Here is a 13,201-nt window from a genome sequence, read left to right as displayed (position 1 = left end):
CACCCGAGTGGTCAGCCGCGCCCCCGGCCGCCGGCGTCCCCGTCGCGACGCCAGGCCCGGAGCACCGCCTCGATGGCGGGTGCCACCCGAGTCCGGGCCTGGTGCCGAGGAACACCCCGCATCAGCAAGGTGTCGTACGGGGTGTCGACATGGCGTACGGAGGCGCGGACCGCGGCCGTCACGGCGCCGCGGTCGAGCGAGCGGCCCGCCGCCGTGCGCCCCACCCGTCCACTGCCCTTCGCCGAGGCGTGGACGGCGACCTCCGTGGCCCGGTCCGCCGGGATGGCCGGGAAGAGCCGCAGGATCTCCGTCCGGAGGATCTCGGTGATCTCCGTGTCGAGCGCCGCGCGCCGTGCGGCGTCCCGCGTCCGGCGTCTGGCCCGGGCCTCCGCGTCCGCCAGGCAGGAGCGCTCCGCCTCGGCGAGCGCCGCCTCCTCGACGAGCAGGCCCTGGCGTTCGTACCGGGTACGGCGCCGGTTGTGGCGTACGACCACGGCCCAGAGCGTGCTGCCCTCGCGGGCCCGGCGGGTGAGCGCCGTGTCGCCCCGCCGCAGGAACACGAGATGCCCCAGGTCGGCGCAGTCGAGACAGACCGGGGCGTTGAACTCGACGATCATCCGCTCGAGAGGTCCCCGCAGGCACTCCGAGCAGCGGCGGCGCCTGAGCGGCTCGACGACGACGGGCGCGACGAGGTCCATGTCCGGGCCCCGCTCAGCGCACGCCGGGCGCGGCCGCGGCGATGAACTGGGCGAGCGCTTCCTTCGCCTCCGCAGAGCGGCGGGCGCGCTCGGACTCCCCCCGTGCCTCGTGCATGCAGTGGGCCTCTTCGAAGGCGGCCTCGGCCAGCCGCCGGACCTGCGGGTCGTCGCACACCAACTGCACCCGGAAGAGGGCCTGCCGGGCGGCGGTCCGCTGCCGGTAGGAGGCGTGCCGGGACTCCTCCGCCTCCTGGGAGCCCGGCTCCTCGGCCGCCCGGAACCAGCGGTCGTTCTGGCTGTGCCGGTAGTCGACGACCGCGCCCGCGTAGGCGCTGTAGGTCGCGATCCGCTCCTGGCGGAGCTGTTCGGTCCGGGCCAGCGAGGCGGTGCGCTCGGTGGCCCGCCCCTGGAACCAGTGTGTGGCGATGACGCCCAACAGGGTTCCCGCCACCGCAATCAGCGCCACATCCATGACCGGGCGCCCCTCCCGTCCTGCCGTGCTGCCGTCAGGTCCACCGGTCCGAAGGATCTTCGGACCTTCAGATCATGACAGTCGAGGGGCCGTCACGTCACTGCCGGTAGCCGCTCAGGAAGCGTCCGATGCGGCTGATGGCCGCGTCGAGGTCGTCGGCGTACGGCAGGGTCAGGATGCGGAAGTGGTCCGGGCGGGGCCAGTTGAAGCCGGTTCCCTGCACGACCTGGATCTTCTCGCGCAGGAGCAGGTCGAGGACGAACTTCTCGTCGTCGTGGATCTTGTGCACGGCGGGGTCGAGGCGCGGGAAGGCGTACAGCGCTCCCTTCGGCTTCACGCAGGTGACGCCGGGGATCTCGTTGAGCTTCTCCCAGGCCCGGTCGCGCTGTTCGCGCAGCCGTCCGCCCGGCGCGGTCAGCTCGTGGATCGACTGCCGGCCGCCGAGCGCGGCCTGGATGGCGTACTGGGCGGGGGCGTTGGGGCAGAGCCGCATGGAGGCCAGCATGGTGAGGCCTTCCAGGTAGTTCCTGGCGTGCTCCTTCGGGCCGGTGACGACCAGCCAGCCGGAGCGGAAGCCCGCCACCCGGTAGGTCTTGGAGAGCCCGCCGAAGGTGAGGACGATCAGATCGTGGGCGAGCGAGGCGGCCGGGTGGTGGACGGCCTCGTCGTAGACGATCTGGTCGTAGATCTCGTCGGCGAGGACCATCAGCCCGTGGCGCCGGGCGAGCGCGAAGATGCCCTCCAGGATCTCCTTCGGGTAGACAGCGCCCGTGGGGTTGTTGGGGTTGATGACCACAATGGCCTTGGTGCGGTCGGTGATCTTCGACGCCATGTCGTCGAGGTCCGGGTACCAGTCGGCGGACTCGTCGCACAGGTAGTGCACGGGCTTGCCGCCCGCGAGCGTCACCACCGCCGTCCACAGCGGGTAGTCCGGGGCGGGGACGAGGACCTCGTCGCCGTCCTCCAGGAGGGCCTGGACGGCCATCGAGATCAGCTCGGACACGCCGTTGCCGAGGAAGACGTCGTCGACGTCCACCTCCGGGAGGCCCATGGACTGGTAGCGCTGGGCCACCGCGCGGCGGGCGGAGAGGATGCCGCGCGAGTCGGTGTATCCGTGGGCCTTGGGGAGCATCCGGATCATGTCCTGGACGATCTCCTCGGGCGCCTCGAAGCCGAAGAGGGCCGGGTTGCCGGTGTTGAGGCGCAGGACGCTGTGGCCCGCCTCCTCCAGCGCGTTGGCGTGCTCGATGACCGGGCCCCGGATCTCGTAACAGACCTCGCTCAGCTTGCTCGACTGCCGGAACTCCATGTCCGACCTCCCCAGGTCCCCGGAATCAGTGTTGCTTGGTTTTACCAAGTTCGAGCTTGGGAAGTCCAACAACATGTCTAGACTGCGTCGCATGCCACGTCAGCAACGCCGCCGCAGCTACGACCAGCACTGCGCCGCAGCGCGCGCCCTCGACCTCGTCGGCGACCGCTGGACCCTGCTCGTCGTCCGCGAACTCCTCGCCGGGCCGCGCCGCTACACCGACCTCCACGCCGACCTCCCCGGCGTCAGCACCGACATGCTCGCCGGCCGCCTCAAGGACATGGAGGGCGCCGAGCTGGTCACCCGCCGCCGACTGCCGCCGCCCGCCTCGGCGTTCGTGTACGAGCTCACCCCGCGCGGCCGCGAGCTGCTGCCCGTGCTGCGCACCCTCGCCGCCTGGGGGGCGCCCGACCTGGGCGAACCACGGCCCACCGACGCCGTCCGCGCGCACTGGTACGCGATCCCGCTCCTCGGGGCGTTCGCCGGGCTGGGCGCCGGTGTGGTCCAGGTGACCCTGGACGAGGGCGAGTTCTTCGTACGGGTCGGCGGCGACGGGTCCGTGTCGTACGGGGACGGGGCGTACGGCGCCGCTACGGGCGAGGTGCCGGACGCCCGGCTGCGCACCGACGCGGCGACCTGCCGGGCCCTCGCGGGCGGGGAGTCGACGCTCGCCGAGGCGATCGAGGCGGGGCGTGCGGCGCTGGAACGGCCGGTGCGGGCCGGCCGGTCGTAGCGGGCTCCCGAGGCTCGGCCCCGTCCGGCGTCGGCCCGTCCCGCGGGTCGGCCCCGTCCGGTGTCTGCCCGTCCCGCGGGGCGGCCGTGTCCTGGCGTCAGCCCCGGTCAGGCAGCACGTTCAGACGTCGGGCCAGCCGGTTCCGGGCCTCGGTCTGGGCCGCGATCCGCGCGTCGAGCACGGCCAGCCGCTCGCGGGCGATCTCCAGGCCGCGGGCCGACGGCGGGGCCGAGGGCATGTCACCGTCCAGGCAGGAACGGAACGCGGACACGTCGTCCAGGGTGAGGCCGGCGTCCAGGAGGTACCGGATGTTCGTCACCCGCGTCACGGAGTCCTCGCCGTACACCCGGTATCCGTTGGCCGCGCGGACCGACGCGATCAGGCCCGCCGCCTCGTAGTGGCGCAGGGCGCGCGGCGACGCCCCGGTCCGCCGGGCCACTTCACCGATGCGCAAGGGCGCCACCTCCTGGAGCACTCCTATCACGCGACCAGCGCACCCCCGTCGACGGGCAGGACGGTGCCGGTCAGGAAGGAGGCGTCCGGTGCCGCGAGCGCGGTGATCGCCCAGGCGACCTCCTCGGGACGGCCGATCCGGCCCAGCGGAACGTGCGCGAGCTGCCAGTCCCGCAAGGCTTTCAGCCGCTCGGGGGAGAGACCCATGTGGTCCGCGATCGGGGTCTCGACCGGACCCGGGGCGATCGCCACCACCCGGACGCCGGCGGGCGCGAGCTCCACCGCCCAGCAGCGGGTCAGGGTCTCCAGGGCGCTCTTGGTCGCCGGATAGACGGAGTTGGCCGGCCAGCCGCGCTGGCCGATCGTCGTCGTCACGTTCACCACGACGCCTCGCGCTTCCCGGAGCGCGGGGAGCGCGGCCTGCGTCAGCAGGACGGGGGCGACGAGGTTGGTCTCCAGGAGCGGGGTGATCACGGAGCGGTCGAGAGTGCCGAGCGGGCCGCCGCGGGAGATCCCGGCGTTGTTGACGAGCACGTCGAGGCGGCCGTGGCCGGTCACGGCGGCGCGGACGATCTCCTCGGCCGCGCCCTCCGCCGTGATGTCGGCGACGTACGGGTGAATGCCGGGGTGCCCCTCGGCGGTCTCCCGCAGCGGCTCGGTCCTGCGGCCGACGGCGAGGACCGTCGCCCCCTGCCGGGCGAAGGCGCGGGCGGCGGCCCGGCCGATGCCGGTGCCCGCGCCGGTGATGACGACGACCCTGGTGGGTGTGGTGGTGTCCATGGCTCTGAGGGTCGAACAGTGACGCCAGTGACAAGGTCAAGCGGGGGTGGTGAGCGGTCAGCGTTCGGGGGAGAGGAACTCGAGCCGGTTCTCATGGCAGTCGACGGTGTGGAAGCGCCGGTGTCCCGGGAAGTCGTCGTCCCACGTCACCTCCACGCCCCGGGCGGTCAGCCGCTCGGCCAGGCCGTCGATGTCGGCGACGATCACCGTACTGCCGGGGGTGTCGGCCGATGCGCGTCGGGGGGAGCTGCGGGCAGGATGAGCGGGATGCGATACGAGGCGATCACCTGGGAACGGCTGGCCGAGGCGCTCGCCGGGCGGCTCGACGGGACCGAGCCGGCCGACGGGAGCGGCTGGCTCAAGGTCGGCGTCGACGGGCCGCCCGCCGCGCCCGGGGGTGAGCTCGCGGAGAGGCTGGCCGAGGCCCTGCGGACGCGCGGACGGTCCGTCCTCGTCGCGGGAACCGGCGGCTTCCTGCGCCCCGCGTCGCTTCGGTACGAGTACGGGAAGCAGGACCCGGACGCGTACTACGACGGGTGGACCGACACCGGGGCGCTGTGGCGGGAGGTCTTCGGGCCGCTGGAGCCCGGCGGTACGGGGCGGGTGCTGCCCGACCTGTGGGATCCGGCGAGGGACCGCGCGACCCGCAGCCCGTACGTGACGCTGCCGCCCGGCGGGGTGCTCGTGCTGCACGGGCCCTTCCTGCTCGGCCACTGGTTCCCCTTCGACCTCACCGTGTACCTGCGGCTCTCGGCCGCCGCGCTGGCCCGGCGCACCGAGGAGGCCTGGACCCTGCCGGCCTTCGCCCGGTACGAGTCGGAGGTGGCCCCCGGCGACGCGGCGGACGTGGTCGTCCGGGCGGACGACCCACGCCACCCGGCCTGGGCGGGGTTCGGCGGGTAGGGGACGGGGAGGGAGCTTCGCGCTCGCCACTCGCCGGCGGGCCTCGGGCCTCTCCGCCTCAGTTGCCCGCGGGTCCCGCCTGAGGTCGCCCGCCCACCACGGTGACCGCCTCCGCGCCCGCGCGGCAGCCCGCCTCGGCGGCCTTCGCGGGGTCCGCGCCCGCGAGCAGGGCCGCCAGGAAGGCCCCGGTGAACGCGTCGCCCGCGCCGGTCGAGTCCACCGGCCGGACCGCGGGCGCCGTCACCCGCGCGGTCACCGAGCCGTCCTCGGCGACCAGGGCGCCCGACGCCCCCAGGGTGACGACGACCAGCGGGAACCGGCGGCTCAACTCGGCCGCCGCCCCATCCGGTTCGTCCCGCCCGGTGAGCGACCGGGCCTCGTCGGCGTTGGGCAGCAGGACCTCCGCACCGTCGGCCGCCGCGAGGAACCGGTCCGCCCCCAGCTCCGCCAGGAACCCCGCCGACGCCGGGTCCACGCTCACCGGGACCCCCGCCTCCCGCGCGTCCCGCAGTGCCTGTCGCGCGGTCCCGTGGCTCGGCGAGGCGAAGAACAGGTAGCCGGAGAGATGCAGCCGGGCCACGCCGTCGAGCAGAGCCGCCGACCAGTCGCCGGGGGAGAGGCGCAGGGCGGCGCCGCTGTCGGTGAGGAAGGTGCGCTCCGCCGAGGAGTCCACGAGCGCGATCACGCTGGCCGTCGCCGCGTCCGGGTCCCGGACGAGCAGGGGGCGCACGCCCGCGTGCCGCAGCGCCCGCTCGTGCCAGTCGGCCGCGTCCGTCCCCACCCGGCCGAGGACGCGCACGTCAGAGCAGCCGGAACGCGCCGCCCAGCAGGCCGCGTTGGCTCCCGCGCCGCCCGGCAGGGTCCGTATCTCCGCCGCCGTGTCGGTCGCGGGCGCCAGCGGGGTCCGGTGCCGGGCGACGACGTCCGTGACCACGTCCCCGACGACGAGCAGCGCACCCGCCGCCCGGCTCACCGGCCACTCGCGCCGTACGCCCCCGCGATCCCCGCCGCGAGCCGCACATTGCCCCGTACCGCCGCCAGATTGGCCTCCAGGGACGCTCCCTCCGTGTGCACCGTCAGGTATTCGAGCAGGAACGGCGTCACCGCCTGCCCGGTGATCCCCTTCTCCTTCGCCGCCGTCAGGCCGCCCGCGAGCACCCGGTCGTGCAGCGCGGGATCCAGCTGCTCCGCCACCGGCACCGGATTGGCCACGATCAGCGCCGCCCGTGGCCCGCCGAGCCGGTCCTGGGCCCGTAGCACCGCGGCCACCGCCTCCGGGGTCCGCAGGGTCCAGTCGACCGGTTCGCCCGAGGAGGCGAGATAGAAGCCGGGGAAGCGGTCCGTGCCGTACCCCACGACCGTGACGCCGAGCGTCTCCAGGCGCTGGAGCGTCGCGGGCACGTCGAGGATCGACTTGACCCCGGCGCAGACCACGGTGGTGCCGACGCGGGCGAGCAGCCGGAGGTCGGCGGACTCGTCCTGAGTGTCGGTCCACTCGCGGTGGACACCGCCGAGCCCTCCCGTCGCGAACACCCGGATGCCGGCCGCGTCCGCGAGCCAGGCCGTCGCCGACACCGTCGTCGCCCCGGTGACGCCGGCCGCCAGGGCCGGGGCGAGGTCGCGGTGCCCCAGCTTCCGTACCGCCGGGTCCTCGGCGATCCGGGTCAGGGCCGCCCGGTCGAGGCCGACCCTGGCCCTGCCGTCGACCACGGCGATCGTGGCGGGGACGGCGCCCCCGGCCCGCACCAGCTCCTCCAGTTCCAGGGCCACCACCAGGTTCCGGGGGCGCGGCAGGCCGTGGGCGATGATCGTCGATTCCAGCGCGACGACGGGACGCCCCTCGTGGAGCGCCTCGCGTACCTCTTCGGACACCTGTGTGGACATGTCCCATTCCTGGCGCGACCACCGGCCCCGCAAACCTCGTCGGCGAGCTCCGGCCACCCCGCGGGGGTGCCTTCGGATTCCGTCACGGGGTGCCCGGCGAGAGCGTCGGGGGCGGCAGCGCCACCCGTCCGGCGCTGCGCCGAAGGGGGCGTGCGGATTTCGTCGTCGTGGCCGGTTCCAGGCATCACACCTGGTGGGAGGCGAAGCGGAGGGCTTCCGTCCAGTCGGTCCCGGCCTCGGGGCGGCCCCGGACCCCCGCTACAGTCACCGCCCATGACGACACATGACCAGCCCTCCTTCGCCGTGCACATCCCCGACGCGGAGCTCGAGGCGGAGCCGCTCGACCCCGCCCAGATCGTCTCCGGTACGCCCGAGGTGACGGGCAAGGTGCTGTGGGAGTCCGCCGACGGCAAGCAGCTGCGGGGCATCTGGCAGATCACGCCCGGCGTCGTCACCGACACCGAGGCCGACGAGCTGTTCGTGGTGGTCTCCGGCCGGGCGACCGTCGCCGTCGAGGGCGGGGCGACCCTGGAGATCGGACCCGGTGACGCCTGTGTGCTCCGCGAGGGAGACCGGACGACCTGGACCGTGCACGAGACCCTGCGCAAGGCGTACCACATCAGCCTCTGAGGCTCCTGGGGTCACTGAACTCCCCTCGGCCCGACCCGAGTCGAGAGTCTGGTAGGAAACCTTCCTATCGGCTAGCATTCCGGCAGCGGCTTGGCGCGGCGCCCCACCCCAAGGGGCGTGACGCGCTCAGCGAGAGCTCTGACCCGGCCGCCGAGCACCACCCCGCCGTGTGGCGCCCCGAATCGCCACCCGGCCGGCCGCCCGTGCCCGGACCCCATGGCACGGGCGCCCCGGCCGCTGCCGCACGGCAGACCCGTGGTGCGCCGCACCGGTGTCCAGCTCTCGCCGACCCCCAGGCCAGGGAGCCCAGGTATGCGCCTGAACGCCTCCGCCCCACCACGCCGCACCACCACCCCTCTCCCCTTCGTCCTCGCCGCCGTGCTGCTGCTCGTCGGCGGGCTCCTGCTCGCCCTCCCGGACCGGGCCGGAGCCGCCGCCGACGTCCTCATCTCCCAGGGCCGACCCGCCACCTCCTCCTCCGTCGAGGACGGCACCTTCGGCCCGGAGAAGGCCTTCGACGGCGTCTCCACCACCCGCTGGGCCAGCGCCGAAGGCGTCGACCCCCAGTGGATCCGCGTCGACCTCGGCCCCTCGGCCACCGTCTCCCGCGTCAAGCTCGTCTGGGAGGCCGCGTACGCCAAGGCCTACCGCGTCGAGATCTCCACCGACGGCACCACCTGGACCCGCCTCGCCAACGAGACAGCGGGGAACGGCGGCACGGACGACTGGACCGGACTCACCGGCCAGGGCCGCTACCTCCGCGTGTACGGGACCGCCCGCGGCACCTCGTACGGCTACTCGCTCTTCTCGGTGGAGGCCTACGGCACCACCGGCAGCACGCAGCCGCCCACCGGCGTCTTCACCGTCGTCGCGGCCGGCGACATCGCCGCCCAGTGCACGGCCTCCAGCAGCTCCTGCGCCCACCCCAAGACCGCGGCCCTGGCCCAGCGGATCGCGCCGTCCTTCTACCTGACCATGGGCGACAACCAGTACGACGACGCCCTGCTCTCCGACTTCCGCAACTACTACGACAAGTCCTGGGGCGCCTTCAAGGCGAAGACCCGCCCCGTGCCCGGCAACCACGAGACCTACGACCCGGCGGGCCCGCTCGCCGGATACAAGTCCTACTTCGGCTCGATCGCCTACCCGCAGGGCAAGCCGTACTACAGCTACGACCAGGGCAACTGGCACTTCGTCGCGCTCGACTCCAACTCCTTCGACGACGCCACCCAGATCCAGTGGCTCAAGGACGACCTCGCGCGGAACACCAAGGGCTGCGTCGCCGCCTACTTCCACCACCCGCTGTACTCCTCCGGCGGCCACGGCAACGACCCCGTCTCCAAGCCGGTCTGGCAGATCCTCTACAACGCCAAGGCCGACCTGGTGCTCAACGGCCACGACCACCACTACGAGCGCTTCGCTCCGCAGGACCCCGAAGGGCGGGCCACCGCCGACGGCATCGTCGAGATCGTGGGCGGCATGGGCGGAGCCGAGCCCTACGACATCGAGACCGTCCAGCCCAACAGCCAGAAGCGGATCAGCGGTCCGTACGGCGTCCTGAAGCTGGACCTCACCGACACCACCTACACCTGGCAGTACGTCGGCACCGACAACCAGGTGAAGGACTCCGGCCCGACCTACACCTGCCACTGATGTACCTCGCGACCACCGGTCGCCCGGACGCGCCGCCCGCCCCCTCGGGGGCCCGGCGGCGCGTCCCCGGCACCGTCCTCGCCCTCGGCGCGGTCAGCCTCGTCACCGACATCTCCTCGGAGATGGTGACCGCCGTCCTGCCGCTCTACCTGGTCCTCGGACTCGGCCTCTCCCCGCTCCAGTTCGGGCTGCTCGACGGCCTCTCGACCGGCGCCACCGCACTCGTACGCCTCCTCGGCGGCGCCACCGCCGACCGCGGCGGCCGCCACAAACAGGTCGCGGGGCTCGGCTACGCCCTGTCCGCCTGCTCCCGGCTCGGCCTCCTCCTCGCCGGCGGCGCGACCGGCTGGATCGCCACCGCGATCGCCGCCGACCGGCTCGGCAAAGGCGTCCGCACCGCCCCGCGCGACGCCCTCATCACCCTGCACAGCCCGCCCGAGGACCTGGGCCGCGCCTTCGGCACGCACAGGGCCATGGACACCACCGGCGCCCTGCTCGGCCCCCTGGCCGCCTTCGCGCTGCTGTGGGCGACGGCGGACGCCTACGACGCCGTCTTCGCCGTCAGCTTCAGCGTCGGGGCCTTCGGCGTCCTGCTGTGGGTGCTGCTCGTCCCCGGGCGGACACGCGGGGAGAAGCAGGGGCCCGTCGGCCCGGCGGGGCCACGCGCGCGTGACGGTGGCGAGGAGCCGCTCCCGCGGCGCGGACCCCTCGGTGGACTGCTCTCAGGGCTGCGCTCGCCCGAGTACCGGCGCATCGTGATCTGTGCCGGAATCCTCGGCGCCGCCACCATCGGCGACGCCTTCCTCTACCTGCTGCTCCAGCGAAGGCTCGCGTTCGACGCCACCTGGTTCCCGTTCCTGCCGCTCGGCGCGGCCGCCGTCTATCTGCTGCTCGCCGTCCCCGCAGGGCGCCTCGCCGACCGGATCGGGCGACGGGCACCGCTCCTGTACGGGCACGGTGCCCTGCTTCTCGCCTACGGACTGCTCCTCGCCCCCCTGCCCGACCCCGTGGTGCTGCTGGGCGTCCTCCTGCTGCTCGGAGTCTTCTACGCCGCCACCGACGGCGTCCTGATGGCCCTGGCAGGCCCGTTCCTGACCGAGGGCCGGCAGGCGAGCGGACTCGCCGTCGTCCAGACCGCGCAGGCGCTGGCCCGGCTCGGTGCCGCCGTCGCCTTCGGCGCCGTCTGGACCGCGAGCGGCCCGGAGACCGCCCTCGTCGCGGCGCTGGTCGCCCTCGCGGCGGCCGTCTGCTGCGCGGCGCGACTCCTGCCCACGACTCCCTCCGAGCCCCCCACCCCTCCGAGCCCTCCGAGCGGAGCGATCGACCCATGTCCGAACTGAACGGCGCCCGCCCGTCCACCCGTACGCGCGTGTGGATCCTCGTCCTCGCCCTTCTGCTGCTCGGCGGCGGCGCCACCGCCTACACGCTGCGCGCGGCCTCGGGCCGCGAGGCCGCCGTCGCCGGGACCGCCGACCCCGGCTTCACCCTCGACCGCGCCCCCGGCGCGCTCTACGCGCGGGACGCGGCGAGCGGCCGCATCGCGCGCGTGGACCCGTCCGCGCCCGGCGGCCGGGTGGTGGGCGGCCCCTCCTGCGACCGCTTCCACGCGGCCGGTCCCACCGCCCTCTGCCTCCAGCGCAGGCCGGGCGTCCCGGCCCGCTCCTACGTCCTCGTGCTCGACCGCCGGCTGCGCGAGATCCGCCGGATCGGACTGCCGGGCATCCCCAGCCGGGCCAGGGTCTCCGCCTCGGGGAACATGCTCTCCTGGACGATGTTCGCGACCGGCGACTCCTACGCGCGCTCGTCCTTCTCCACCAGGACCTCGATCCTCGATCTGCGCACCGGCTATCTGGTGAAGAACATCGAGCAGATCCCGCTCACTCTCGGCGGCCGCCGCCACCATGCCCCCGACGTCAACTACTGGGGCGTCAGCTTCGCCGCCGACGACAACCGCTTCTACGCGACCGTCTCCACGGGGGGCCGCACCCATCTCGTCGAGGGCGACATGCGGGGCTGGTCCGCCAAGGCCCTGCGGGAGAACGTCGAATGCCCGTCGCTGTCCCCGGACGGCACCCGGCTCGCCTTCAAGAAGCGGGTCTCCGACGGCCCGAGCGAGCCGTGGCGGCTGTACGTGTACGACCTGGCCACCGGGCGCGAACACGCGGTCGCCGAGCGGCGCGGCATCGACGACCAGGCGCTGTGGACGGACCGGAGCACTCTCGCGTACGGCTACGGGGGAGCGGTCTGGTCGGTCCCGGCCGACGGCACGGGCACCCCGCGCCGACTCGCGAGCGGCGCCTCCTCCCCGGCGGCGCCGCACTGACCGACCGTACGGAGACTCACGCCTTACGGAGGGAGCCCCGGAGCGCGAGCGCCGCCATCGGCAGCAGCAGGCAGGCGGCGATCGCGTTGAGCGGCCCGTAGCCCGCCTGCGCCACGATCAGGCCCGCCGCGAGGCCGCCGACGCCGGCGGCGGTGTTCATGATGAAGTCGGAGAACCCCTGGACGGCCGCCCGCGCGGCCTGCGGAACCGAGTCCGTGAGCAGCGCCGAGCCGGACACCAGACCCGCCGACCAGCCCAGGCCGAGGATGAACAGGCCCAGGGCGGTACGGCCGTGGCTGGGCCCCGCCGTCCCCGCGACGAGCGCCGCCACGCCGATGAGACCCACCGCGAGCCCGATGACCGACAGCCGCCCCAGCCGGTCGGACAGCCAGCCCATCAGGGGCGAGAAGGCGTACATGCCGGCGATGTGCCCACTGATGACGAGCCCGATCAGCTGGATGTCCGCCCCGTGGTGGGTGAGGGCCACCGGGGTCATCGACATGATCGACACCATCGCGGTGTGCGAGCCGGCGACGGTCACCACCGCGAGACGGGCCTTCGGGGACTCCCGTACGGCCCGCATCCCGGCCCGCAGGGAACGTTCCTCCGGCGCCTCGCCCGCAGCCGTCTCGTGGAGCGCGCGGGCCGTGAGGAGCGGGTCGGGGCGGAGCAGCACGGCCACCACGGCCGCCGCGATCACGAAGACTCCCGCGGCCCAGACGAAGGGGCCCGCGGTGGCGGGGATTCCCAGACCGGCCACGCTCTTCCCGGCCGGCGCGGCGATGTTCGGCCCCAGGACGGCGCCGATCGTCGTCGCCCAGACCACGGTGGAGATGGCCCGCGCCCTGCGGTGCGGTTCGGCGAGGTCGGCGGCGGCGAAGCGGGCCGCCAGATTGGCCGAGGAACCGGCGCCGAAGCCGACGAGGCCGAGGAGCAGCAGGGGGAAGCTGTCGGCGACCGCCCCGAGCACGGCGACCCCGGCGCCGACCGCGCCGATGAGGTACGCGAGGACGAGACCGGCCCGGCGGCCCCGCGAGGCCATCAGGGCGGCCAGTGGCATGGCGAGCAGCGCGGGTCCCGCCACGGTCGCCGTGGACGCGAGACCGGACAGTGCCTCGGAACCGCTCACGTCCCTGGCGAGCACGGCGGCGAGCGCGACACCGGTGGCGATGCCGAGGCCTCCGAGGATCTGGGTGGCGAGGAGCACGGCCTGGACGCGCCGGCGCAGCGCGGGGAGCTCGGCGTCGGTGACGGGGCCGGGTATGTGGTCGGGCAGGGTGGCGTCAGGGGCGCCGGGGGTGTGGGTCACTTACGTGAGTGTGCCAGCCGTCCCACCTGAGGGGAACGCCTCCCGACCAGGCCC

At 74.2% G+C, this 13,201-nt stretch carries 15 protein-coding genes; 6 read left to right on the top strand and 9 right to left on the bottom strand.

Annotation, left to right across the window (positions count from 1 at the left end):
• Window positions 1-11 precede the first annotated feature (11 nt).
• The 3 genes from OG392_RS09675 to OG392_RS09665 form a co-directional block, all read right to left on the bottom strand.
• Window positions 12-698 carry a DUF2293 domain-containing protein gene (locus OG392_RS09675; protein ID WP_329277610.1) on the bottom strand — a complete coding sequence of 229 codons (687 nt, stop codon included), beginning with the start codon at window positions 696-698 and terminating at the stop codon, window positions 12-14.
• 13 nt (window positions 699-711) lie between these two features.
• On the bottom strand, window positions 712-1,170 hold the full coding sequence (locus tag OG392_RS09670) for a hypothetical protein (RefSeq protein WP_329277608.1): 459 nt from the start codon (window positions 1,168-1,170) through the stop codon (window positions 712-714).
• Window positions 1,171-1,267: 97 nt separating this feature from the next.
• Window positions 1,268-2,479 carry a pyridoxal phosphate-dependent aminotransferase gene (locus OG392_RS09665; protein ID WP_329277606.1) on the bottom strand — a complete coding sequence of 404 codons (1,212 nt, stop codon included), beginning with the start codon at window positions 2,477-2,479 and terminating at the stop codon, window positions 1,268-1,270.
• 91 nt (window positions 2,480-2,570) lie between these two features.
• Here OG392_RS09665 and OG392_RS09660 point away from each other — a divergent pair, with 91 nt between their 5' ends.
• The gene (locus tag OG392_RS09660; RefSeq protein WP_329277605.1) at window positions 2,571-3,212 is read left to right on the top strand and encodes a winged helix-turn-helix transcriptional regulator; all 642 of its coding nucleotides are present in this window, start codon (window positions 2,571-2,573) and stop codon (window positions 3,210-3,212) included.
• A gap of 97 nt (window positions 3,213-3,309) precedes the next feature.
• Here the strand turns inward: OG392_RS09660 and OG392_RS09655 are convergent, their stop codons facing one another.
• The 3 genes from OG392_RS09655 to OG392_RS09645 are packed head-to-tail and all read right to left on the bottom strand — an operon-like array spanning window position 3,310 to window position 4,652.
• Window positions 3,310-3,666 carry a MerR family transcriptional regulator gene (locus OG392_RS09655; RefSeq protein ID WP_329277604.1) on the bottom strand — a complete coding sequence of 119 codons (357 nt, stop codon included), beginning with the start codon at window positions 3,664-3,666 and terminating at the stop codon, window positions 3,310-3,312.
• Between the two features lie 26 nt (window positions 3,667-3,692).
• On the bottom strand, window positions 3,693-4,445 hold the full coding sequence (locus OG392_RS09650) for an SDR family NAD(P)-dependent oxidoreductase (protein WP_329277603.1): 753 nt from the start codon (window positions 4,443-4,445) through the stop codon (window positions 3,693-3,695).
• Between the two features lie 57 nt (window positions 4,446-4,502).
• On the bottom strand, window positions 4,503-4,652 hold the full coding sequence (locus OG392_RS09645) for a hypothetical protein (protein WP_443054731.1): 150 nt from the start codon (window positions 4,650-4,652) through the stop codon (window positions 4,503-4,505).
• A 60-nt stretch (window positions 4,653-4,712) separates the two neighbouring features.
• Here OG392_RS09645 and OG392_RS09640 point away from each other — a divergent pair, with 60 nt between their 5' ends.
• Window positions 4,713-5,348 carry a uridine kinase gene (locus tag OG392_RS09640; protein ID WP_329287170.1) on the top strand — a complete coding sequence of 212 codons (636 nt, stop codon included), beginning with the start codon at window positions 4,713-4,715 and terminating at the stop codon, window positions 5,346-5,348.
• A 58-nt stretch (window positions 5,349-5,406) separates the two neighbouring features.
• Here OG392_RS09640 and OG392_RS09635 read toward each other — a convergent pair whose 3' ends face one another.
• Together OG392_RS09635 and OG392_RS09630 are read right to left on the bottom strand one after the other, a co-directional pair.
• Window positions 5,407-6,321 carry a carbohydrate kinase family protein gene (locus OG392_RS09635; RefSeq protein WP_329277601.1) on the bottom strand — a complete coding sequence of 305 codons (915 nt, stop codon included), beginning with the start codon at window positions 6,319-6,321 and terminating at the stop codon, window positions 5,407-5,409.
• Window positions 6,318-7,232 (bottom strand): pseudouridine-5'-phosphate glycosidase, encoded by a 915-nt coding sequence (locus OG392_RS09630; RefSeq protein ID WP_329277600.1) that lies wholly within the window; start codon window positions 7,230-7,232, stop codon window positions 6,318-6,320. The genes OG392_RS09635 and OG392_RS09630 overlap by 4 nt, the downstream gene beginning before the upstream one ends.
• A 273-nt stretch (window positions 7,233-7,505) precedes the next feature.
• Between OG392_RS09630 and OG392_RS09625 the strand changes: the two genes are divergently transcribed.
• From OG392_RS09625 to OG392_RS09610, 4 genes are all read left to right on the top strand, one after another.
• Window positions 7,506-7,862, top strand: a complete 357-nt coding sequence (locus OG392_RS09625; RefSeq protein ID WP_266964832.1) for a cupin domain-containing protein — start codon at window positions 7,506-7,508, stop codon at window positions 7,860-7,862.
• Window positions 7,863-8,174: 312 nt separating this feature from the next.
• On the top strand, window positions 8,175-9,515 hold the full coding sequence (locus tag OG392_RS09620) for a discoidin domain-containing protein (protein WP_329277595.1): 1,341 nt from the start codon (window positions 8,175-8,177) through the stop codon (window positions 9,513-9,515).
• Window positions 9,515-10,855, top strand: coding sequence for an MFS transporter (locus OG392_RS09615; RefSeq protein ID WP_329277593.1), 1,341 nt, complete (start codon window positions 9,515-9,517; stop codon window positions 10,853-10,855). The genes OG392_RS09620 and OG392_RS09615 overlap by 1 nt, the downstream gene beginning before the upstream one ends.
• Window positions 10,843-11,838, top strand: a complete 996-nt coding sequence (locus OG392_RS09610; protein WP_329277591.1) for a TolB family protein — start codon at window positions 10,843-10,845, stop codon at window positions 11,836-11,838. The genes OG392_RS09615 and OG392_RS09610 overlap by 13 nt, the downstream gene beginning before the upstream one ends.
• A 16-nt stretch (window positions 11,839-11,854) precedes the next feature.
• Here OG392_RS09610 and OG392_RS09605 read toward each other — a convergent pair whose 3' ends face one another.
• Window positions 11,855-13,147, bottom strand: coding sequence for an MFS transporter (locus OG392_RS09605; RefSeq protein WP_329277589.1), 1,293 nt, complete (start codon window positions 13,145-13,147; stop codon window positions 11,855-11,857).
• Window positions 13,148-13,201 lie beyond the last annotated feature (54 nt).

The organism is Streptomyces sp. NBC_00691 (assembly GCF_036226665.1).
Lineage (GTDB): Bacteria > Actinomycetota > Actinomycetes > Streptomycetales > Streptomycetaceae > Streptomyces.
Note: the sequence above shows the minus strand (reverse complement) of the source record. Positions and strands in the feature narration are given on the sequence as shown.

Coding starts and splice junctions, on each gene's coding strand:
- OG392_RS09675 (WP_329277610.1), bottom strand. CDS start 698: ATGGACCTCGTCGCGCCCGTCGTCGTCGAGCCGCTCAGGCGCCGCCGC.
- OG392_RS09670 (WP_329277608.1), bottom strand. CDS start 1,170: ATGGATGTGGCGCTGATTGCGGTGGCGGGAACCCTGTTGGGCGTCATC.
- OG392_RS09665 (WP_329277606.1), bottom strand. CDS start 2,479: ATGGAGTTCCGGCAGTCGAGCAAGCTGAGCGAGGTCTGTTACGAGATC.
- OG392_RS09660 (WP_329277605.1), top strand. CDS start 2,571: ATGCCACGTCAGCAACGCCGCCGCAGCTACGACCAGCACTGCGCCGCA.
- OG392_RS09650 (WP_329277603.1), bottom strand. CDS start 4,445: ATGGACACCACCACACCCACCAGGGTCGTCGTCATCACCGGCGCGGGC.
- OG392_RS09640 (WP_329287170.1), top strand. CDS start 4,713: ATGCGATACGAGGCGATCACCTGGGAACGGCTGGCCGAGGCGCTCGCC.
- OG392_RS09630 (WP_329277600.1), bottom strand. CDS start 7,232: ATGTCCACACAGGTGTCCGAAGAGGTACGCGAGGCGCTCCACGAGGGG.
- OG392_RS09625 (WP_266964832.1), top strand. CDS start 7,506: ATGACGACACATGACCAGCCCTCCTTCGCCGTGCACATCCCCGACGCG.
- OG392_RS09620 (WP_329277595.1), top strand. CDS start 8,175: ATGCGCCTGAACGCCTCCGCCCCACCACGCCGCACCACCACCCCTCTC.
- OG392_RS09615 (WP_329277593.1), top strand. CDS start 9,515: ATGTACCTCGCGACCACCGGTCGCCCGGACGCGCCGCCCGCCCCCTCG.
- OG392_RS09610 (WP_329277591.1), top strand. CDS start 10,843: ATGTCCGAACTGAACGGCGCCCGCCCGTCCACCCGTACGCGCGTGTGG.